This is a genomic window from Amycolatopsis sp. NBC_01480 (assembly GCF_036227205.1).
Lineage (GTDB): Bacteria > Actinomycetota > Actinomycetes > Mycobacteriales > Pseudonocardiaceae > Amycolatopsis.
In genome coordinates, this window is sequence record NZ_CP109442.1 from 7,465,773 (window position 1) to 7,489,082 (window position 23,310).

Sequence of the window (23,310 nt, forward strand, 5' to 3'; positions counted from 1 at the left end):
GTGGACACATTCGAGCGGAGCCGGGTTTTCGCGGCACTTTACCGGCTCGGCGGTGGCTTCGTCGAGATCGCGGCCGAGCCCGGAATGGGGAAATCGCGGATCATCGTCGATGTGGACCGGGCGGCGCGCGAGATGGGGCTGCCGGTCCGGTGCCTGCGCTTCAACCCGGCGAAACAGGCTTTTCGTGTCGCCCGCGTGCTTTCCCGCGCCGATTCGGCCAATCAGCTGTGGGCGGCGGCGACCGGCTGCGCCGCGGTGCCCGAGGAGGCCCCGGCCGGCGGCCCGTCGTCCGGCGGCAAGCGGGTGCTGCTGATCGACGACGCGCACTACGCGGACCAGCACACCCTGGATTTGCTCGAGGGACTGGCCGACGAGCAGGACGACCCGCGTGACGGCGACGTGCTCGTGGTGCTCACCCACCGGCCCCGGCAGAGCCCGCGCCAGCTGCGCACCCTGCTCGCCCTCGGGGTGGAAAACGAGAAGGTGGAACGGATCGAGCTGCCGCCGTTCACCCTGGCGCAGGCCGCCGACCTGGTCGGGCTGAGCAGCGACGACGACTGGCTGGACACGCTGCACCGCGAGAGCGCCGGGGTGCCGCTGTACCTGCTCGCGCTGGCGTACACCTATCTGGCCCGGTCCACCACCGAGCCCGATCCGTTCGGCGCGCAGATCCCGCGCCAGGTGGCCGCGCTGATCTCCGGCGAGCTGGCCACGCTCGGCCCCGCCGAAGCCACCCTGCTGCGCGCGGGCGCGGTGCTGGGCGACCGGTTCGAACTCGACGCCGCCACCGACGTGGCCGGGCTGGCGCACGACGAGGCGCTGGCGTCGGTCACCGAGCTGGTCCGCCGCGATGTGCTGCGCGAGACCGAGCGCCAGACGGTTTTCGCCTTCCGGCACCGGTTGCTGCGCCAGGTCGTGTACGTGGATCTGGACGTGGACGCGCGGGCCCAGGTGCACCGCGCCGCGCTCGAAGTGCTGGAGGAGCAGGACGCCGGGGTGGTGCAGCGCGCGGTCCACCTGGAGCGGCTGGCGCACCGCCGTCGTCCGGAAGACGTGCAGGTGCTGGTCGCCGCCGCGCGTGAGCTGATGGCGGGCGAACCCGACACGGCCGCGCGGTTCCTGGAGGCCGCGCTGCGCGGGCGGAACCAGCCGGCCCGGCGCGGCGAGCTGATCCTGTTGCTGGCCAAGGCACTTGCCGGCACGCGGCCGGCCGAAGCGCGGGACGTGCTGGTGCCGTTGCTCGGCGAGCGCGCCGGGACCACGGTCGCCACCCGGGCCCAGGCGGTCGCGCTGTGCGCCACGCTCGACGCGCTGTCCGGCCGGGCCACCGAGGCCGACGGGATGATCGCGTCCGAACTCGCCGAGCTGCCCGAGGACCCGCCGGCCGCGGTCGCCGAGCTGCTGCTCGCGCGCGGGCTGATCGCGTTGACCTTCGGGCACTCCGTCGCGGCCGCCGACGTGGACACCGCGTTCCGGCTGGCGCGGCGGCACGGCAGCGGCGCGTCGCTGGCGGTGGCATTGGTGTTGCGGGCCTACCGCGGCGCGGTCGAATGCACCGGTGCCGACGCCGAGGGCGTCGCCGACCACACGCTGTACGACCCGCCCGCGGCGGCGCTCGACCGGACCGCCGACGCCGACCCCGGCGCGCTGGTCCTGCTCGGCTGGTCCGAGCTGCTGGTCAGCCGGCCGGGCCCGGCCGAGCGGCACCTGCGCCGGGCGGCCGCGGTGGTCGACAGCCGCGGCCCGCGACCGTTGGCGCCCTTGGTGAACATCTGCCTCAGCGTGCTGTTGCAGCGCCGCGGCATGTACGCCGAAGGCAGCGAGGCCGCGGCGACCGCGCACCGGATCGCGGTGGAGCTGGACGCCGCGCCGCTCGCCGAGATCGCCAAGGCGCTGGAGCTGCAGTGCGGCGCGCACCAGGAGGGCGGCACGGCCGTCGGCGCGATCTCCACACTGCCGATGGGCCGCGGCTGGCTGGGCGTCAACGCGGCGACTTTCCTGGCCTCGGCCGGGGAGCTGGACAGCGACCTGCGGCGCTCGGTCGCGCTGATCATCCACAACGGCGGCGGCCGGGACCTGCCGGACCTGCCCGCGATCCTGCGGCCGCGCTGTTACGAGGTGCTGACCCTGGAAGCGCTGGTGCACAACGAGCCGCACTCGGTCGCCGAGGACTGGGCCGACCGCGCCCACCAGGCCGCCGCGGCGCTCGACCTGGCCTGCCAGCGGGCGTACGCGCTGCTCGCCCGCGCTCACCTGACCCGGGCACAGGGCGACCCCGAGGCCGCCGCGGAGCTGTACCGCCGGGCCGGCGGGCTGTTCGGGTCCGCGGCGATGATCGGCGCGCAGGCCCGCGCGTTCAGCCACGCCGCCGAGTGCGCCCGCGAGGCGGGACAGGTGGACTACGCGCGTTCGCTGCTGGTGCTGGCCAAGGCGATGGCCCGGCAATGCGGCGCCGGCAAGGTGTACCTGCGGCTGGACGCGCAGCTGCGGGACCTCGACGCGCCGTCGGCCGATGAGGAAACCGCGGGGGAGACCACGCTGGGCGCCCTGACCGACCGGGAGCGGGAGATCGCCGGGATCGCCGGGCAGGGCAAGCGCACCAAGGAGATCGCCGCGCAGCTTTCGCTGAGCCCGCGCACGGTCGACGTCCACCTCGGGCGCATCTATCGCAAGCTGAACATCGAGTCCCGGGCCGAGCTGGCCAGGATCGTGGCCGAAGCGTCCTGACCACGGGCGGGCCTTTCCGCAGTGTCGCGGACTTCCCTCGCACACCGGCTGCGGCCGGTCTTTTTGCTGCCCGTTTACACCCGGTTCATTCGCCGTCCGGGGACACTACCAGGAAAAGCGCGTCTATAGTCGAAGTTTCGCGGATCCAGTGGTGTTGTTTACATTTCGGGAATGTGGTTGCATCATGTTCGGTACCGCCGCGTACCCGGTTACGTACCCCTTGATTACGTAATTTTGCAGATGTGGCCGCCGAAGCGCCTCTGAAAGACTCTTCCCTGTTCGGGTCCGCCGGGGGACACCTCGCGGACTTTCTGGGGTATGGGGTAGGAGGTCAGAAATCTGATGCGATTCGAGCTCCTGGGTCCTCTTCGGGTGGTCGAGGTGAACAACGGCGTTCCCACCGCATTGACCGTGTTGCCGAGGAAGGTCGCGAATCTGCTCGCGGTGCTGCTCGTGCGCGCCAACCAGGTGGTCTCCGCGGACCAGCTGATCACGGAGCTGTGGGGGGAACACCCGCCACGGCGCGCGATGGCCACGCTGCACGTCTACGTCTCCCAGCTGCGCCGCTACCTGGCGGTCGGCGGGGTCAATCCGATCACCACCCAGGGGCGCAGCTACTGCCTCACCGTCGATCCCGGCGGCTGCGACATCGACGAGTTCCGCACGCTGACCCGGGCCGGGCGCACGCACCTGCAGGCGGGCCGGTACGCCGAAGCCTCCGCCGCGTTGAGCCAGGCCCGCGCACTGTGGCGCGGCCCGGCGCTCGCCGAGGCGGGCAGCGGCCCGATCCTCACCGGGTTCACCGTCTGGCTGGAGGAGCTGCGCCAGGAAGGCCAGGAGATGCTGATCGAGGCCGGGCTGGCGATGGGCTGCGAGCGGGAGCTGGTCAGCTCGCTGTACGCGATGATCGCGGAGAACCCGCTGCACGAGGTCTACTACCGGCAGCTCATGACGGCGCTGTACCGCTGTGACCGGCGGGCCGAGGCGCTGACCGTCTACCGCAAGGCCCGCGCCCGGATCACCGACGACCTCGGGCTCGAGCCCGGCCGGCCGCTCCAGCTGCTGCACCAGGAGATCCTGGCCGCCGACATCGACCTGCGCGCCCGGCCCATCGCGGTCTGAAGCGCCGCACCACTTTTCCGTCTCCGCCGCCCGGCCGGCTGCTGCCGCCGGGCGGTGCCCGCACGTCCTCTGGAGGGAATCCCATGGCCGCCACCGAAAGCCCGCCGCTGGCCCACATCGTCTCCACCGGGTCGGCGCTGCCCGGCGAACCCATCGACAACGCGACGCTGGGCGAACGGCTCGGCATGGACCGGCTGTGGGAGCAGTGGGTCGCCACGTTCGTCGGCACGCTCGGCCGGCACCTGTCGTTCGACCTCGACACCGGCAAGCCGCTGGGCACCCTGGCCGACCTCGGCGAGCAGGCCGGGCGGGCCGCGCTCGAGTCCGGCGGCATCGCCCCGGGCGAGATCGACGCGGTGGTGTTCGGCACCGCCACGCCGGACATGCTGATGCCCGCCACGGTGAACATCATCGCGGACCGGCTGGGCATCGACGGCGTGCCGACCTACCAGCTGCAGTCCGGCTGCACCGGCGCGGTCCAGGCTCTTTCGCTCGGCGCCAAGCTGGCCGCCGACCCGGGCACCCGGCGGGTGCTCGTGCTGGCCGGCGACAGCTGCACCAAGCATTTCGACCTGGGCATGGACTTCCGCGCGCTGCCGCCGACCCAGCTGATCAACTGCGTGCTGTTCGGCGACGGCGCGGGCGCGGTGGTGCTGTCCGCGGAGCCCGAGCCGGACTCGATCGCCATCCGCCGCATCCTCACCCGGCTGGTCGGCGGCGGCCGCCCGCCGGGCCACGAGCTGGACTGGTTCGGCCCGGCCGACCGGGAGGACTCGCGCCCGGCCGTGGCCGAGGACTTCAAGGCGGTGGAGGAGTCGGTGCCCGCGCTGGCCGGGGAGATCGTCACCGAGCTGCTCGAAGACGTGGACTGGGCGGCCGGCGAGGTCGACTTCCTGCTGCCGCCGCAGCTGTCCGGCCGGATGACCGAGCGCATCGTCGCCGGCCTCGGCCTGCCCGGCGCGGAGGAGGTGTCCTGCGTCGACGAGGTCGGCAACTGCGGGAACGCGTTGCCGCTGCTGCAACTGGACCGGCTGCGGGACCGGATCGCCCCCGGTGACCGCGCGCTGGCCGTGGCGGTCGAATCCAGCAAGTGGCTCAAGGGCGGCCTGGCTTTGGAGGCAGTGTGAACAACCCCGAGATCACCCCGGTCGCGGCGCAGCGCCGGCACACGCTGTTCTTCCTGCGCGAGTTCCGGTCCATCTCCCCGGTCTTCCTGGACACCGAGGTCGACGCGCGGGCGCTGCTGGCCCACCGCGCTTCGGCGGCGCAGGACGGGCGGCGGTATTCGATCGTCAGCTACCTGCTGCAGGTCGGCGGCCGGGTGCTGGCCGCGCACCCGGAGGCCAACGCGGCGATGACCGGCGGCCTCTGGCCCAAGGTGGCCCGATTTCCTTCCGTGGCCGGGAAACTGGCGCTCGACCGCCGGATCGGCGGCAAGCGCGTGGTGCTGGCCGCGGTGCTGCCCGGGCTCGAGCACGCCGGGCTGGACGCCATCCAGAATCAGGTGGAGCACTACCGCGACGGTGACCCGGACACCATGCCGGAATTCGCCGGGGCGCGGAAGCTGCACAGCCTGCCGGCGCTGATCGGGCGCGTGGCGTACCGGAAGGTGGTCCGGCCGCTGGCCGGGCGGGCCCGGGTGCTCGGCACGTTCTCGGTGACCTCGCTGGGCCACCGCCCGGTCGACGGGTTCCACTCGGTCGGCGGCACCACCATCACCCTCGGCGTGGGCCGCATCGCCGAGCGCGCGGTCGTGGTCGACGGCGAGGTCGCCGTGGTGCCGACGTTCCGGCTCAGCCTGGCGTTCGACCACCGGGTGATCGACGGGGCCGAGGCCGCCGACGTGCTGGCCGACCTCGTCGAGGGCCTCACTCACTACGGCAAGGACGAGCCCGTGGCCGCGAAGGCGCGCGCGATCGAGGAGACCGCAGTCCGATGACCAACGACATCGCCGAGCTGCGCCAGTTCATCGGCGTGCACGCGGCGAACCAGAACATCGAGCCGGCCGTGCTGGAGCGGGTGCTCGCCGGGATCGGCAACGACCTCGAAGGCGACCCGGCTTCCTGGGCCGTGCAGTGGACCCGTGAAGCGCAGGAAGCGAGTGCCCGCGGGGAACTCACCGCTGCCGGGGCGATGGCCGCGCTGGCCCGGTTCCCGTTTGCCGACGGCCCGGCGCGGGCTGCCGCCGCCCGGGTGGGCATCGACGCGTTCACGCAGTGGGCCGCGTCGGGCCCGTTGCAGGACCTGCGGCTCGAGTCCGATCAGGGCACGGTCCGGCTGTGGACCGCCGGTCTGTCCACTTCGGACCCACGGCCGCTGGTGGTGCTGCTGGGCGGGATCGTCGCGACCAAGGAGCAGTACGCGCCGGTGCTGCTGCAGCTTGATCAGCTGGGGCTGGCGGGCGTGGTCGCGGAGCTGCCCGGCGTCGGCGAGAACACCTGGCGGTACGACCAGGACAGCTGGCAGCTGTTCCCGGCCGTGCTGGACGCTCTTGCCGACCGGGCGCAGGTGGACCGGACGCACGTGGTGGCGCTGAGCTTCAGCGGCCACCTCGCGTTGCGGGCCGCCGCGCACGACGACCGCATCCGCGGCGTGGTCACCGCGGGCGCGCCGATCCGCGAGTTCTTCCAGGCCCTGCGGGAAGGCGGTGGCGCGGCGATTCCGCGGATCACGCGGGACACCCTCGCCCATCTCCTGGGCTGCGCGCCCGGCGAGCTGGCCGGGCGCACCGACGGCTGGGAGTTGTCCGACGAGGAGCTGTCCGCGCCGGCGATCCCGGTGCGCTACATCGTCAGCTCCCGGGACGAGATCGTGCCGCCCGCGGAGGCGGAAGTGCTTCGCGCGCAAGTGAAAGACCTCGAACTGCTGACCCACGACGACGTGCACGGCTCGCCGGCGCACGTCGCCGCGTCGCGCACCTGGTGTGTGCTTTCGGTGCTGCGCCTGCTCGGCGGGTACGAGCCCGTGGTGGCGCGGCTGGAGCAGACGCTGGCCGGGCTTTAGCGCGATCGAAGTCAGTCCTTGGCGCGGCCGGGGAAGGTAGGAAGGCCGCACATTCGCGCCGTCGCCATCGCTCGGCGGAGAGAGGACCCAGCCGGATGACCAGTTCAGCTCCTGGCAGTTCAGGGCCGAGCAGCACCGAAGACAAGCTCCGCGAGTACCTGCGCAAGGTCACCGCCGACCTGCAGACCACCCGGCGCCGGCTGCGCGAGGCCGAGTCCGCGGCCCGCGAGCCGATCGCCGTGGTCGGCGCGGCCTGCCGGTACCCGGGCGGGGTGACCGGCCCGGCGGCGTTGTGGGACCTGGTCGACGGCGGTGTGGACGCGGTCTCCGGCTTCCCGGCGGACCGCGGCTGGCACGCGCTCTACGACCCGGACCCGGACCGGGCCGGGCACTCGGTCACCCGCTCCGGCGGGTTCCTCTACGACGCGGCCGGGTTCGACGCCGGGTTCTTCGGCATCGCGCCGCGTGAGGCGCTGGCGATGGACCCGCAGCAGCGGCTGCTGCTCGAGGTCACCTGGGAGAGCCTGGAATCCGCCCGGATCGACCCGGTCTCCCTGCGGGGCAGCGACACCGGGGTGTTCGCCGGGGTGATGTACCACGACTACGCCTCCCGGTTCGCCACCGTCCCGGACGGCTTCGAGGGACATCTGGCCAACGGCAGCCTGGGCAGCATCGCTTCGGGCCGGGTGTCCTACACCTTCGGCTTCCAGGGGCCGACGCTGACTTTGGACACCGCGTGCTCGTCTTCGCTGGTGGCGATCCACCTGGCGGCGCGGGCGCTGCGGGCGGGGGAGTGCTCGCTCGCACTCGCCGGTGGGGCCACGGTGATGTCGTCGCCGCAGACCTTCATCGAGTTCAGCCGCCAGCGCGGGCTGTCACCGGACGGCCGCTGCAAGGCGTACGCCGAGAGCGCGGACGGCACCGGCTGGGGCGAGGGCGTCGGCGTTCTGGCGCTGCGCAAGCTTTCCGACGCCGTGCGCGACGGGAACCCGGTGCTGGCCGTCATTTCCGGCACCGCGGTGAACTCGGACGGGGCGAGCAGCCGGCTCACCGCGCCCAACGGCGTCGCGCAGCAGCGGGTGATCCGGGCCGCGCTGCTGGACGCGGGCATCGGCCCGGACGCGGTCGACGCCGTCGAGGGGCACGGCACCGGCACGCCGCTGGGCGACCCGATCGAAATCTCCGCGCTGCAAGCGGTTTACGGCCGTGAGCGGGCCGGCGACGACCCGTTGTTCGTGGGCTCGCTCAAGGCCAACATCGGGCACACGCAGGCGGCGGCCGGCGTCGGCGGGGTGATCAAGATGGTCGAGGCGATCCGCCACGGCCGGCTGCCGCGCAGCCTGCACGCCGACGAGCTGTCCACCAAGGTCGACTGGGCCGGCGGCGGCGTGGAAATCCTTACCGCGGAACGGGAGTGGCCGGAGCGGTCCGGCACGCGCCGGGCCGCCGTCTCCGCCTTCGGGATCAGCGGGACCAACGCGCACGTGATCGTGGAGGCGCCGCCGGTCGCCGAGACCCCGGCGGTCGAAGAGCCGGCGCCGTCGGGGCCGGTGCCGCTGGTGCTGTCTGCCCGCAGTGGCAACGCGTTGCGGGCCCAGGCCGCCCGCTTGGCGGAGGTCGACGCGCGTCCGGTGGACCTGGCCCATTCCGTGCTGGCCACGCGCAGCGCCCACCCGCTGCGGACGGTGGTCGTCGGTTCGACGCAGGCGGAGCTGGCGGCCGGGCTGACCGCCGTCGCCGAGGGGAACTTCGCCGCGGAGCCGGTCGAGATCGACCCGGCCGCCCCGGCGCCGGCCACGGCGTTCGTCTTCCCCGGGCAAGGTTCGCAGTGGCTCGGCATGGCCGACGAACTGCTCGCGACGGCCCCGGTTTTCGCCGAGCGGATGGCCGAATGCGCGCAGGCGCTGGCGCCGCACACCGGCTGGGACCTGCTCGACGCGCTCGCGGCCGAGCCCGGCGCGCCCTCGCTCGACCGGGTCGACGTCCTGCAGCCCGCGCTGTTCGCGGTGATGGTTTCGCTGGCAGCGTTGTGGCGGGCCCACGGGGTGGAGCCCAGCGCGGTCATCGGGCACTCGCAGGGCGAGATCGCCGCGGCGGTGGTCGCCGGCGCGCTGTCGCTGGCCGACGGCGCCAAGGTCGTGGCCTTGCGCAGCGCCGCCATCACGGAGATCAGCGGCCTCGGCGGCATGGTCTCGATCGCGGCGGCCCGCGCGGACGTCGAGGCTCGGATCTCCGGGTGGGACGGCCGGATCGGCATCGCCGCGGTCAACGGCCCCGGCTCGATCGTCGTCTCCGGTGACGCCGACGCCCTCGACGAACTCCTTGCCACTGCTGAGGAGTCGCAGTGGTTCGACGCGCGCCGGGTGCCGGTGGACTACGCGTCGCACTCGGCCCACGTGACCCGGATCGAACAGCGGCTGCCGGTCGACCTGGCCGGGATCAGCCCGCGCGCGGCCGAGGTGCCGGTCTATTCGACGGTCACCGGCGACGTCCTGGACACCACCGAGATGACCCCGGCGTACTGGTACCGCAACCTCCGCCAGACTGTCCTTTTCGAACAGTCGGCCACCGCGGCCTTGCGCGACGGGCACACGTTGTTCATCGAGTGCAGCCCGCACCCGGTGCTGGCGGCCGGGCTCGGCGACACCATCGAGCAGGCCGGCGCCCCGGCCGCGTTCGTCGGCACCCTGCGCCGCGAGGAGGGCGGCTGGTCTCGCCTGCTGACCTCGTTCGGCGCCGCGTACACGCGGGGCGCGCCGGTGGACTGGGCCCCGCTCACCGCGCACCCGGCCGCGACCGCGATCTCCTTGCCCACCTACGCGTTCGACCATTCCGACTACTGGCTGCTCGATTCCGCCCGCTCCGCAGGGGAGCCGTCGGGACTGGGGCTCGACCGCGCCGCCCACCCGCTGCTCGGCGCGGTCACCACGGTGGCCGGCGGCGACCAGACCGTGTTCACCGGCCGGATCTCCACCGAGGAGCAGCCGTGGCTGGCCGGGCACCAGGTCGGTTCGAGCGTGCTGCTGCCCGCGACGGCGTTCGTCGAACTCGCGTGGCACGCCGCCGCGGCGGCCGGGTTCCCCCGGCTGTCCGACGTGACCTTCCACAAGCCGTTGGTGCTGAACGAAGTCCCGGTCCGGATTCAGGTGATTGTGGACAGTGCCACCCGCCTGCTGGAGATCCATTCCAGCACGCCGGACGGCGACGGCTGGAGCTCGTGGACCCGGCACGTCACCGCGATGCCCGCCGAATCCGGGCCGCCGCCCGCGTACTCCGGCGCTTGGCCGCCCGCGGGTGAGGAGATCGAGCTGGACGCCCGCTACGACCAGCTGGCCGAGGCGGGATACCACTACACCGGGGCGTTCCGTGGCCTGCGCAAGGCCTGGCGGTCCGGCGACACCCACTACGCCGAGGTCGAGCTGGCCGAGGACGGCTTCACCCTGCACCCGGCGTTGCTGGACGCCGCGCTGCACCCGCTGGCCATCGCCACCGCGGAGACCGCCGGGACCACCGTCGCGCTGCCGTTCGCGGTCGGCGCAGTGGAGATCTTTGCCGCGGGCGCGACGACGGTCCGGGTGGTGATCGAGCCGGTCGACGGCGGGCACACCGTGCGGCTGTTCGACCCGCAGGGCGCTCCGGTGGCTGAGCTGGAAACGCTCGCGACCCGGCCGATGTCGTTGCGGGAGCTGACCAACGGCGCCGACGACACTGCGGATGCCCTGCACCTGCTGCGGTGGCACCCGGTCGACACCACCGGACTGACCGGCGAGCCGCTGGATCTGCCCGCGGAAGGCGTCCAGGCCATCGGGAAGACCGGGAACGCGATCGTCCGCTTCGAGGCGGACGGCTCGTCCGCGCCGTCCGCGACGGAAGCCGCGCATCGCGCGCTGAACCTGGTGCGGGAGTGGCTGACCGGCGACGACGCGAACCTCACGATCGTCACCTCGGCCGCGGTGTCCGCGCGGCCCGGCGAGACTCCCGCCCTCGCGGCGGCGGCCGCGGACGGCTTCCTGCGCTCGGCGCAGGCCGAGCACCCGGACCGGTTCCGGCTGATCGACGTGGACGGCGACCCGCGTTCGCTCGACGTGCTGCCGGCCGCGCTCGCGGTCGCCGACGCGCCGCGGCTGGCGATCCGGGAGGGCATCGTGCTGCGGCCCGCGCTGACGCCGGTCGCCACCGACGCCGACGTGCTCACCCCGCCGGACGGCCCGTGGCTGCTGGGCCTGACCGGGCACGGCTCGCTCGACCAGCTCACCCTGGCGCCCGCGCCGCACGTGGACGAGGAACTGGCGGCGGGCCAGGTGAAGGTCGCCGTCCGCGCGGTCGGGCTGAACTTCCGCGACGTGATCATCAGCCTCGGCATGTACCCGGGCGACGCGTCGGTCGGCGCGGAGGCGGCCGGCGTGGTCGTCGCGACCGGGCCGGACGTGCCGGACCTGAAGATCGGCGACCGCGTGCTCGGCCTGTTCGAACGCGGCGCCACCGGCCCGTTCGCGGTCACCGACCGCCGGCTGCTCACCACCTTCCCGGACGACTGGTCGTTCCCGGACGCGGCGACGGTGTGCGTGGCGTACCTGACCGCGTACTACGGCCTGGCCGAGCTGGGCGGCGCGCGGGCGGGCGAGTCGCTGCTGCTGCACGCGGCCACCGGCGGCGTCGGTCTGGCCACGCTGCAACTCGCCGAGCACTGGGGCCTCACCGTGTACGCCACCGCCAGCCCGGCCAAGTGGCCGCTGCTGCGGGAGCGCGGCGTGCCCGAGGAGCGGATCGCCAGCTCACGCGACCTCGAATTCGAGGACAAGTTCCGCGCCGCGACCGGCGGGCGCGGGGTCGACCTGGTGCTGAACTCGCTGACCGAGGAGTTCGTCGACGCCTCGCTGCGGCTGACCGCGCCCGGCGGCCGGTTCCTGGAGATGGGCAAGCAGGACATCCGCGACCCGGAGAAGGTGGCCGCCGAGCACGGGGACGTCACCTACATCGCTTACGACGTCCGGGATCCGAGCCACGACCGGACCCGGGAGATGCTGGCCGGGCTGCTGCCGCTGTTCCGCGACGGCACTCTCGGCCCGCTGCCGGTGACGGCGTGGACCGCCCCCCGCGCGCCGGAAGCCTTGCGGTACCTGAGCCAGGCCCGGCATGTCGGCAAGATGGTCCTCACGCTGCCCGCCCCGCTGGACCCGGACGGCACCGTGTTGATCACCGGCGGCACGGGCGCACTCGGCGCGCTGACCGCCGAGCACCTGGTCCGCGAGCACGGCGCCCGCCGGCTGGTGCTGACCAGCCGCCGTGGCCCGGACTCCGCCGGGGCCGCGGACCTGACCGCCCGGCTGACCGAGCTCGGCGCGCAGGTCTCGGTCGTCGCTTGTGACGCGGCCGATCGCGCGGACCTGGCGAAGGTCGTGGACGGCCTGACGCATCCGCTCACCGCGGTTGTGCACGCGGCGGGCGTGATCGACGACGGGACCGTCCTGTCGTTGACGCCCGAACGCCTGGATGCCGTGCTGCGGCCCAAGATCGACGCCGCGTGGCACCTGCACGAGCTGACCCTCGACCACGAGCCGGCGGCCTTCGTGCTGTTCTCGTCCGCGGCCGCGGTGATGGGCAACCCGGGCCAGGCGGCTTATGCCGCGGCGAACGCCTACCTCGACGCATTGGCCGAGCACCGGCAGGCGCAGGGGCTGCCCGCGGTGTCCGTCGCGTGGGGGCTGTGGTCCCGCGCCAGCGCGATGACCGGCCACCTGGCGGACGCGGACCGGGACCGGCTGGCCCGCGCCGGGTTCGGCGCGGTGTCCGACGCGCTCGGGCTGCGCCTGCTGGACCGCTCGCTGACCGCCGGGCCCGCGGTGGTCGTGGCGGTGCCGGTCGACCGGGCGGCGGTGGCCCGTTCCGGCTCCGCCCACCCGCTGCTGCGGACGACGGGCCCGCGCCCGGTCCGGCTGGCCGCCGCGGCCGCCGCGCAGACCGCGGAGTCGTTCACCGGACGGCTCGCCGGTCTGTCCACAGTGGAACGTGAGCGGTACCTGCTGGACCTGGTCCGCACGACCGCGGCCGCGGTGCTCGGGCACAGCGGGGCCGATCCGGTCGAGCACACCAGGTCGTTCAAGCAGCTGGGCTTCGACTCGCTGTCCGCGGTCGAGTTCCGCAACCGGCTCAAGGCCGCCACCGGCCTGCCGCTGGGCGCGACCCTGGTGTTCGACCACCCGACGCCGGCCGAGCTGGCCGGGTACCTGGGCAGCCGGATCGAACCGGCGCGCTCGGCCCCGGAGGTGCTGCCCGAGCTGGAACGGCTGCGTGACGCCGTGGCCGGGGTGCCCGAGGCCGAGCGCGAGGCGGTCGGCCGGGTCCTGCGTGAACTGCTGGGCGCGGTGGAGGCCTCCGCCTACGCCGAGGCCGGCGACGACGAGCTGTTCGCCGCGCTGGACGAGGAATTCGGCGATTGAGGCGTCCGCGCCACTGAAACCACCCACAGACTGCGAAGGTGTGATGACCGTGACCGACCGGCAGGGCAGCGCCGGCTCGACCGAGGACCGGCTCCGCGATTACCTGCGCCGGGCCACCGCCGACCTGAAGTCCGCGCGGCACCGGCTGCGCGAGCACGAGGCGCGGGCGAACGAGCCGATCGCGGTGATCGGCATCGGCTGCCGGTTCCCCGGCGGGGTCAGCGCGCCCGAGGACCTGTGGGAGCTGGTGCGGACCGGGACCGACGCGATCACCCCGTTCCCCGGCGACCGCGGCTGGGACCTGGCCGGGCTGCCGTCCGACAGCGGGCTGGGCGCCGAGGAGGCGCGCAGCGGCGGGTTCCTGACCGGGGCGGGCGGGTTCGACCCGGCGTTCTTCGAGATGAGCCCCCGCGAGGCGATCGCCGCCGACCCGCAGCAGCGGTTGCTGCTGGAAACCGCCTGGGAGGCCATCGAACGCGCCGGGATCGACGCGGCCACGCTGCGGGGCAGCGACACCGGGGTGTTCGCCGGCGTGATCGGCCAGGACTACAGCGCGGGCAACGAAGATCCCGGCGTCGAGGGCTACCGGATGACCGGCACGCAGAACAGCGTCGCGTCCGGGCGGGTGGCCTTCCAGCTCGGGTTCCGCGGCCCGGCCATCACACTCGACACCGCCTGCTCGTCCTCGCTCGTGGCGACGCACCTCGCCGTGCAGTCGCTGCGGCAGGGGGAGTGCTCGCTGGCGCTGGCCGGCGGGGCCACGGTGATCGCCACCCCCGAGGTGTTCGTCGAGTTCTCCCGGCAGGGCGGGCTGTCCCCGGACGGGCGGTGCCGGTCGTTCTCCGGCGACGCCAACGGGACCGGCCTCGGTGAGGGCGCCGGACTGCTGCTGCTCGAACGGCTCTCCGAAGCCCGCACCAACGGCCACCCGGTGCTCGCCGTGATCCGGGGCAGCGCGGTCAACCAGGACGGCGCGAGCAACGGGCTGACTGCCCCGAGCGGCCCGGCGCAGGCCCGGGTCATCGCCTCGGCACTGGCCGCCGCCGGGCTCCGCGCCGAAGACGTGGACACCGTCGAGGCGCACGGCACGGGCACCGTGCTCGGCGACCCGATCGAAGCCCGGGCGCTGCTGGAGGTCTACGGCCGGTCCCGGCCCGCCGACCGTCCATTGTGGCTTGGCTCGGTCAAGTCCAACATCGGGCACACGCAGGCCGCGGCCGGGGCGGCCGGGCTGATCAAGATGATCATGGCGTTGCGGGCCGGGCAACTGCCGCCGACCCTGCACGTGGGGGAGCCCAGCGCCGAGGTCGACTGGGCCGAAGGCGCGGTGCGGCTGCTCACCGATGCGACGCCGTGGCCGGAGACCGACCGCCCGCGTCGCGCGGCGGTGTCGTCGTTCGGGATCAGCGGGACCAACGCGCACGTGATCGTCGAGCAGGCCGACGAGGCGTTCGAGCCCGCCGACACCCCGGTGACGCTGCCCGCGGTGCCGCTCGTGCTGTCCGCCCGGTCCGCGGACGCGCTGCGGGACCAGGCCCGGCGCCTGGACACCGTGCTGCGCGCGGACCCGGCGCCGCGCCCGCTGGACGTGGCCTATTCGGTGGCTGCGGGCCGGTCGTTGTTCGAGCACCGCGCGGGTGTGGTCGCCGCCGACCGCGACGGCCTGCTCACCGCGCTGGCCGAGATCGCCGACGGCCGGGTCGCGCCGAGCACCGTCACCGGCGGACTGGCCTTCCTGTTCGCCGGGCAGGGCAGCCAGCGCCCGGGCATGGGCCGGGAGCTGCACGCGGCGTTCCCGGTGTTCGCCGAGGCTTTGGACGAGATCACCGACAGCTTCGACCCGCTGCTGCCCGCGCCGTTGCGGCCGGTGATGTGGGCCGAGCCGGGCACCCCGGACGCGGATCGGCTCAACCAGACCGAATTCACCCAGCCCGCGCTGTTCGCCGTGGAGGTCGCGCTCCACCGCCAGCTGCACGCCTGGGGCCTGCGCCCGGACGCGCTGCTCGGCCACTCCATCGGCGAGCTGGCCGCCGCGCACGCCGCGGGGGTGCTGTCGCTGGCCGACGCGGTGGTGCTGGTCGGCGCCCGCGGCCGGCTGATGGCGGCCGCCCCGGCCGGCGGGGCGATGGCGGCGATCCGCGCGGGCGAGGACGAGGTCCGCGAGACGCTGGGGGACTACCGGGACCGGGCCGAGATCGCCGCGGTCAACGGTCCACAAGCGACAGTGGTGTCCGGCGACCGGGACGCGGTCGAGGAGCTGGCCGCGCACTGGACCGCGGCCGGGCGCAAGGTGACCCGGCTGCGCGTCAGCCACGCGTTCCACTCCCCGCACATGGCCGGGGCGCTCGAGGAGTTCACCGCGGTCGCGGCCGGGCTGACCTTCCGCGAGCCGTCGGTGCCGGTGGTCTCCAACCTGACCGGCCGGCTGCTGACCGCCGACGAGGCCCGGTCCCCGGAGTACTGGGCGCGGCACATCCGCCAGGCGGTCCGGTTCGCCGACGGCGTGCGCACGCTCGCCGGGCTCGGGATCCGCACGGCCGTGGAGATCGGGCCGGACGGCGCGTTGAGCGCGCTGGGCCGGGAAAGCACGGACGAGGTGGTGTTCGCCTCCGCGGCGAAGGAGAAGCGCGACGCGGCGGAGACCCTGCTCGGCGCGGTGGTGACAGCGCAGCTGCGGACCGCTTCGCCGGACCGGGTCTCGGTGTTCGACTGGACCGGCGCCGCGCGGACCAGCCTGCCGACGTACCCGTTCCAGCGGAGCGACCTGTGGCTCACCCCGGCCGCGCCGCCGACCGGGGAAGCCGGTGCGAGCGCGGACTTCTGGGCGGCCGTGGAGGCCGACGACGTCACGGCCCTGGGCGACACACTGGAACTGCCCGAATCCGGCCGGGCCGCGCTGGGCGAACTCGTCCCCGCGCTGGCGAAGTGGCGGCGCGGGCAGGCCGAACGGGCCGCCGCGGCCGAACTGCGGCTGCACGTCCGCTGGTCCGCCGTGCCGACCGGCGACACGATGCCCGGCGGCACCTGGCTGGTCGTCGACGGTCCGGCCGACCTGGTCGCCGCGCTCGGCGAAGGCGGTGCCGACGTGCGCTCGGTGACGGCGGAAACCCTTACCGGCCACCAAGATGACGAGATCGCGGGGGTGGTGATCGCCGTCGCGGACGAAGAGCCGATCACCACCACCCTCACCGCGCTCACCGCGGCCGCCGGGATCGAAGCCCCGGTCTGGGTCGTCACCCGGGACGCCGTCGCCGCGGTGCCGAGCGACAGCCGTCGCGCCACGCGGCCGGGGCAGGCCGCGGTGTGGGGACTCCTGCGCACGATTTCGCTGGAGCGCCCGGGACGCCGCGGCGGCCTGCTGGACCTGCCCGCCACCCTGGACCGGCGGACGTCCGCGCGGCTGCGCGCCGTGCTCGGTGAGCCCGGGGCCGAAGACCAGTACGCGGTCCGGCAGGCGGGCGCGTTCGTGCCGCGGCTGGTCCGGGCCGAGGACCGCGGCGGGGCGTGGCGCACCAGCGGCACGGCGCTGATCACCGGCGGCACCGGCGCGCTGGGCGGGCACGTCGCCCGGCTGCTCGTCGAACGCGGCGCGACCCGGCTCGTCCTGCTCAGCCGGCGTGGCCCGGCCGCGGACGGCGACGAGGCCTTGCGTGCCGAGCTGACCGGGCTCGGGGCCGAGGTGGAGATCCTCGCCTGTGACGTGACCGATGCCGGGGAGCTGGCTTCGGTCGTCGCGTCGGCGAAGGACCCGAAGGCGCCGTACCGCACTGTGGTGCACACCGCGGGCGCGTTGTGGCTCGGCGAAACGGACTCGATCACGCCGGCTGAGGTGGCGGACGTGCTCGGCGCCAAGGTCGAGGGCGCCAAGGCCCTCGACGTGATCTTCGCCGACACCGATCTTGACGCTTTTGTGCTGTACTCCTCGGTTTCCGGGACCTGGGGCGCGGGCGGGCAGGCCCTGTACGCCGCCGCGAACGCCGCGCTCGACGCGGTCGCCGCCACCCGGCGGGGCCGGAAGCAGAAGGCCGTTTCCGTCGCGTGGGGCCGGTGGGCCGGCGAAGGCATGGTCGACGCGGAGGCCGCCGAGTACCTGCGCAAGCGCGGCCTGCGCGGGCTGGACCCGGAACGGGCCGTCGTCGCGCTGGCCGACGTGCTGGCCGGCGACGCCACCACCGCGGTGATCGCGGACATCGACTGGCCGGTGTTCGTCAAGGCGATCACCTCGGCCCGTCCGACGCGCTTCTTCGACGGCGTGCTCGCGCCGGCGGAACCGGCCCCGGCGGCCGGACTCGCCGCGCTCACCGGACACACCGGACTGGCCGGAATCCCGGCCCGGCAACGGGAACACGCGCTCCGGGAGCTGGTCCGCGACCAGGTCGCCGCGGTGCTCGGGCACCGGGACCCGGCCGCGCTGGACCCGGCCCGCCCGTTCACCGAGCTGGGCATCGACTCGCTGACCGCGGTCGAGTTCCGGGACCGGATCGTCGCGGCCACCGGCCTGACGCTGCCCACGACGGTGGTGTTCGACCAGCCGACCCCGGACGCGCTCGCCACCCACCTGCTCGGCCTGCTCGGCGAAGACACCGCGGAGGAGGGCCCGCAGGTCGGCGCCGAAACCGACGACGACCCGATTGCGGTCGTTTCGATGAGCTGCCGGTTCCCCGGCGGCGTGCAGACTCCGGAAGACCTGTGGCGGTTGGTCGTCGAGGGCACCGACGCCGTCGGCGAGTTCCCGGCCGACCGCGGCTGGGACCCGGAGGCGCTCTACGACCCCGATCCGGAGGCGGCGGGCAAGTCCACCGTGCGCACCGGCGGGTTCCTGCACGACGCGACGAACTTCGACGCGGCGTTCTTCGGCATCTCGCCGCGGGAGGCGCTGTCGATGGACCCGCAGCAGCGGGTGCTGCTCCAGATCGCCTGGGAGCTGTTCGAACGCGCCGGGCTGCGGGCCGGCGACGTACGCGGGACCTCGACCGGGGTGTTCGTCGGGACCAACGGCCAGGAGTACTCGTCGCTGCTGATGGCGGACGCCGGTTCCGCGGCCACCGAAGGCTTTGTGGTCACCGGCACCGCGAGCAGTGTCCTTTCCGGACGGCTCGCCTACACCTTCGGCCTGCAGGGCCCGGCGGTCAGCGTGGACACCGCTTGCTCGTCCTCGCTGGTGTCGATGCACCTGGCCGCCAAGGCCCTGCGCGCCGGCGAGTGCACGCTGGCGCTCGCCGGCGGGGTCACGGTGCTGTCCAAGCCCAGCCTGTTCGTCGAGTTCAGCCGGCAGCGGGCACTCGCCCCGGACGGGCGCTGCAAGGCGTTCGCCGACGCCGCCGACGGCACCGGCTGGGGCGAGGGCGCCGGGCTCGTCCTGCTGGAACGCCTGTCCGACGCGCGCCGCAACGGCCACCCCGTGCTGGCCGTCCTGCGTGGCCACGGCCTGAACCAGGACGGCGCCAGCAACGGCCTGTCCGCGCCGAACGGGGCCGCGCAGGAGCGGCTGATCCGCGAGACCCTGGCCGGCGCCGGGCTCACCACCGCGGACGTGGATCTGCTGGAGGCGCACGGCACCGGCACCCGCCTCGGCGACCCGATCGAGGCCAGTGCGCTGCTGGCGACCTACGGCCAGGGGCGGCCCGCCGACCGTCCACTGTGGCTCGGCTCGGTGAAGTCCAACATCGGCCACACCCAGGCCGCCGCGGGCGTCGCCGGGGTGATCAAGGCAGTGGAGGCGCTGCGGCACGGACTGCTGCCCGCGACCCTGCACGTGGACGCGCCCAGCGGCAAGGTGGACTGGACCGGCGGCGGCGTCGCGCTGGTGACCGAAACCGCGCCCTGGCCCGAGGTGGACCGGCCGCGGCGCGCGGCGGTGTCTTCGTTCGGGATCAGCGGGACGAACGCACACGTGATCCTGGAACAGGCCGAAGCCCCTGAGATGTCCACAGTGGACGAGCAGCGGCAGGTTCTCCCGTTCGTGCTCTCCGCCCGGTCCGAGGACGCGCTGCGCGAACTCACCACCCGGCTCTCGCTGGAAGACAACCACGACGTCGCCGCGGTGGCTCGGACGCTGGCCCGGCACCGGGACACCTTCGAGCACCGGACCGTGGTCCTCGCCGAGGACGCCGAGGGCCTGCGCGCGGCACTGCGGGAGACGGGCGAGCCACCCGCCGACACCGTGGTCAGCGGGCGGGTCGTGCGCGGCGCGGACGGGCCGGTCGCGTTCGTCTTCCCCGGCCAGGGCTCGCAGTGGGCCGGGATGGCGGCGGAGCTGTTCGACAGCAGCGACACGTTCGCCGACGCGTTCACCGAATGCGCCGAGGCGCTGGCCGAGCACGTCGACTGGTCGCCGCTCGCGGTGCTGCGGGCCGAGCCGGGCGCGCCGGGGCTCGACCGGGTCGACGTGGTGCAGCCGATGCTGTTCGCGGTGATGGTCTCGCTGGCGCGGCTGTGGCAGTCGTACGGGGTGCACCCGGACGCGGTGATCGGGCACTCGCAGGGGGAGATCGCGGCCGCCTGCGTGGCGGGCGCCCTGACCCTGCAGGACGCCGCGCTGGTCGTGGCCCGGCGCAGCATCGCGATCGGCGAGCTGGCCGGGATGGGCGGCATGGTTTCGATGGTCGCGACGACCGCCGAGGCGACCGCCCGGATCGAACGCTGGGACGGCCGGATCGACATCGCCGCGGTCAACGGGCCGACCGCGACCGTCGTCGCGGGCGAGCCGGGCGCGCTGGACGAGCTGATGGCCGAATGCGCCGAGGCCGGGGTGACCGCCCGCCGTATCCCGGTGGACTACGCCTCGCACACCCGGCAGGTCGAGCGGCTGCGGGAGCGGCTGGCCCGCGACCTGGCCGGCATCCGGCCCCAGCCGACGACGGTGCTCATCCAGTCCACCGTGACCGGCTCCGCCATCGATCCCTCCACAATGGACGCCGAGTACTGGTACACCAACCTGCGCCAGACCGTGCGCCTGCAGGAGGCGGTGAGCGGGCTGGCCGCGCAGGGCTACCGGGTGTTCCTGGAGCCGAGCCCGCACCCGACGTTGCGGCTGGCGGTCGAGGAGACCGTGGAAGCGGCGACGGGCGGGGCGGGCTCCGTGGTCGCCGGCACGCTGGTCCGCGAACGGGGCGGGCGGCGGCGCTGGCTGGCGGCGGTGGCCGAGCTGGCCACGGCCGGGGTGCCGGTCGACTGGACGCCGGCGCTGACCCCGGGCCCGATGGCGCAGCTGCCGACGTACCCGTTCCAGGGCCGGTACTTCTGGCCCGAGCCGGCGCGCGGCACCGCGGACCCCACGGCGCTGGGGCTGGTGGCGGCCGGGCACCCGGTGCTCGGCGCCGGGATGGAGCTGCCCGACGGCAGCACGGTGTTCACCGGGCGGATCTCGGTCGCGGCCGATCCGTGGGTCGCCGACCACGCGGTGTTCGGCAGCACGCTGGTGCCCGCCACCGCGCTGGCCGACCTGGCCCTGCACGTCGCGCAGGTGCTGCGGACCGAGTCCGGCCTGGCCGAACTCGCCGTGGTCGCCCCGCTGGTGCTGCCGCGGGACGGGGGAGCCGAGCTGCGCGTCACGGTCGAGGCGCCGGACGCGGACGGACGGCGCGCGGTGCTGGTGCACTCGCGCACCAGCACGCCGGAGTGGACGCAGAACGCCACCGCCGCGCTGGTCCCCGAGGTGCCGCCGGTGACCGAGACCCTCGAGGACTGGCCCCCGGCCGGCGCGGAGCCGATCGCCGTGGACGGGCTTTACGCGGACCTGGCGGCGCAGGGCTATCAGTACGGTCCCGCGTTGCGTGGCCTGCGAGCCGCGTGGCGCTCCGGGGAAACCCGGTACGTCGAGGTGGAACCCTTGGTGGCCAACGGTTATCACGTCCATCCGGCCACTGTGGACGCTGCTCTGCACGCGATCGGCCTCCTCCCGGCCGTCGACCTGCCCGCCGGGCACATCCGGCTGCCGTTCGCCTGGTCCGGGGTGCGCCGGTATGGCGCGGGTGATCCGGCCGCGGGAGCCCTGCGAGCCCGGATCGAACCGCGGGGCGACGACGAGCTGGCGGTGGTGCTGGCCGACAGCACCGGCCGGGTGCTGCTGAGCATCGACTCGCTCTCGCTGCGCGCGGTGCCCTCGGACGTCCTCGCCGCCGCGGCGGTGGTCGACGACGCGTTGTTCGTGCCCCGCTGGATTCCTGCGGTTGCCCTGGCCTCCGGTACAGCGGATCCGGCAGGATGGCCGGACGAGATGGCCGTGCTCGCCGGTCCGGCCGAGCGCCTGGCCGCCGAGCTGATCGCGGCGGGCGGCGGCGTCTGCGTCGTCCCGGATTTCCTTGCCGTGACGGGGGAAACGGTGCTCGCCGTGCTCCCGGCGTCCGGCACCGACGCCGAGGCCGCGGAGGCCGCCGCGAACGCCGCGCTGAGCCTGGTGCACCGCTGGCGGGAAGACGCCCCGGAAGCCCGGCTCGTCGTGGTCACCACCGGGGCGACCGCCGCGGTGCCCGACCCGGCGGCGGCCACCGCTTGGGGACTGCTGCGCACGGCGCAAAGCGAGCACCCGGACCGGATCGTGCTGCTCGACCTCGCGGACGAAACCGCCGCGCAGGACGGGGCGATGGTGCTGGCCGCGTTGCGCACCGGCCATCCGCAGCTGTCGGTGACCCCGGCGGAGGTCTTCGTGCCGAGGCTGGTGCCGCTGAGCGCGCCGGCCGGCCAGGGCTGGGGCGCGGGCGAGGGCACCGCGGTCGTCACCGGCGGTTCGGGCACGCTCGCCCGGACCATCGCCCGGCACCTGGTGACCCGGCACGGCGTCCGCGAGCTGCTGTTGCTCAGCCGTCGAGGCGGCGACGCCCCCGGAGCCACGGAATTCGCCGAGGAACTGGCCGGGCTCGGCGCGAGCGTCGAGACGGTGGCGTGTGAGGTCGGGGACCGGGACTCGGTGGCCGCGGCGCTCGCCGGTCGTCCGATCAGCCTGGTGGTGCACGCCGCCGGGGTGCTGGACGACGGCCTGGTCGACACGTTCACCCCCGAGCGGCTGGCCGCGGTGCTGCGGCCGAAGGTGCTCGGCGCCTGGCACCTGCACGAGCTGGCGCCCGACGCGCAACTGGTGCTGTTTTCCGCCGCTGCCGGGACATTCGGCAGCGGCGGGCAGGCCGGCTACGCGGCGGCGAACGCCTACCTCGACGCCCTGGCCCGGCACCGTCACGCGCTCGGCCTGCCGGGTGCCGCACTGGCCTGGGGCCTCTGGGCGACGGCCAGCGGCATGACCGGCGAGCTGGGCGCGGACGACCTCGCCCGGCTGGCCGCCGCGGGCATCCAGCCGATCACCGACGCGCTCGGCCGCGACCTGTTCGACGCGGCGCTGGCCGCCGGCGAGCCGGTCACCGTGCCGATCCGGCTGGACCTCGCGGGCCTGCGGGCCCGCGGCGGCAGCCCGCACCCGCTGCTGGCCGGCCTCACCGCGCCCGCCGGGCCGGTGGCGGCGCGGCCGGCCGGTCTGGCGGCGCGGCTCGCGTCGGCCGAACCGCAGGAGCGGGCGGCGATCGTCACGGCCTTCGCCCGCGACCACGTCGCCGCGGTGCTGGGTCCTGGCGAGGCGTCGGCGGTCCCGCTGGACCAGCCGTTCACCGAACTCGGGTTCACCTCGCTGAGCGCGGTGGAGCTGCGCAACCGGCTCGCCCGCGCCGCGGACGTCCGGCTGGCGACCACGGTGGTGTTCGACTACCCGACGGTGTCCGCGCTCGCGGCGCACCTGCTGGAACTGGTGTCCCTCGCCTCGGCCGGGCCCGCCGCCCCGGCCGCCGACCCGCTGGCCGAAGTGGACCGGCTGGAACGGGTCCTGCAAGCGTCCACAGTGGACAACGCCACCCGGGAGCGGCTGGCCGGCCGGCTGCACCGGCTGATCGGCCGGCTGACCCCGGCCGGGGAGCCGGATGGCGGCGCCGAAGAGCCCGACCTGCTCGAAGGCGACGCCGACGCGTTGCTCCGATTCATCGACAGCATCGACAGCGCAGTCGACGGCTGAGCCGAACCCGTCCCGTCATCGGTG

7 protein-coding genes are annotated in these 23,310 nt (G+C 74.5%); all 7 read left to right on the forward strand.

Annotated features, from left to right (window positions below):
• The gene (locus tag OG371_RS35450; protein ID WP_329060022.1) at positions 1–2,727 is read left to right on the forward strand and encodes a LuxR C-terminal-related transcriptional regulator; all 2,727 of its coding nucleotides are present in this window, start codon (positions 1–3) and stop codon (positions 2,725–2,727) included.
• Between the two features lie 342 nt (positions 2,728–3,069).
• A complete protein-coding gene (locus OG371_RS35455; protein ID WP_329060023.1) occupies positions 3,070–3,849 on the forward strand; it encodes an AfsR/SARP family transcriptional regulator in 780 nt (259 codons plus the stop codon).
• An 83-nt stretch (positions 3,850–3,932) separates the two neighbouring features.
• Positions 3,933–4,976 carry a 3-oxoacyl-ACP synthase III family protein gene (locus tag OG371_RS35460; protein ID WP_329060024.1) on the forward strand — a complete coding sequence of 348 codons (1,044 nt, stop codon included), beginning with the start codon at positions 3,933–3,935 and terminating at the stop codon, positions 4,974–4,976.
• A complete protein-coding gene (locus OG371_RS35465) occupies positions 4,973–5,788 on the forward strand; it encodes a 2-oxo acid dehydrogenase subunit E2 (RefSeq protein ID WP_329060025.1) in 816 nt (271 codons plus the stop codon). The genes OG371_RS35460 and OG371_RS35465 overlap by 4 nt, the downstream gene beginning before the upstream one ends.
• A complete protein-coding gene (locus tag OG371_RS35470) occupies positions 5,785–6,852 on the forward strand; it encodes an alpha/beta fold hydrolase (protein WP_329060026.1) in 1,068 nt (355 codons plus the stop codon). Before OG371_RS35465 ends, OG371_RS35470 begins: the two co-directional genes overlap by 4 nt.
• 158 nt (positions 6,853–7,010) lie before the next feature.
• A complete protein-coding gene (locus OG371_RS35475) occupies positions 7,011–13,292 on the forward strand; it encodes a type I polyketide synthase (RefSeq protein ID WP_442876198.1) in 6,282 nt (2,093 codons plus the stop codon).
• A gap of 43 nt (positions 13,293–13,335) precedes the next feature.
• Positions 13,336–23,286: a type I polyketide synthase gene (locus OG371_RS35480; RefSeq protein ID WP_329060028.1), complete on the forward strand. Its 9,951-nt coding sequence runs from the start codon at positions 13,336–13,338 to the stop codon at positions 23,284–23,286.
• Positions 23,287–23,310: the final 24 nt, after the last annotated feature.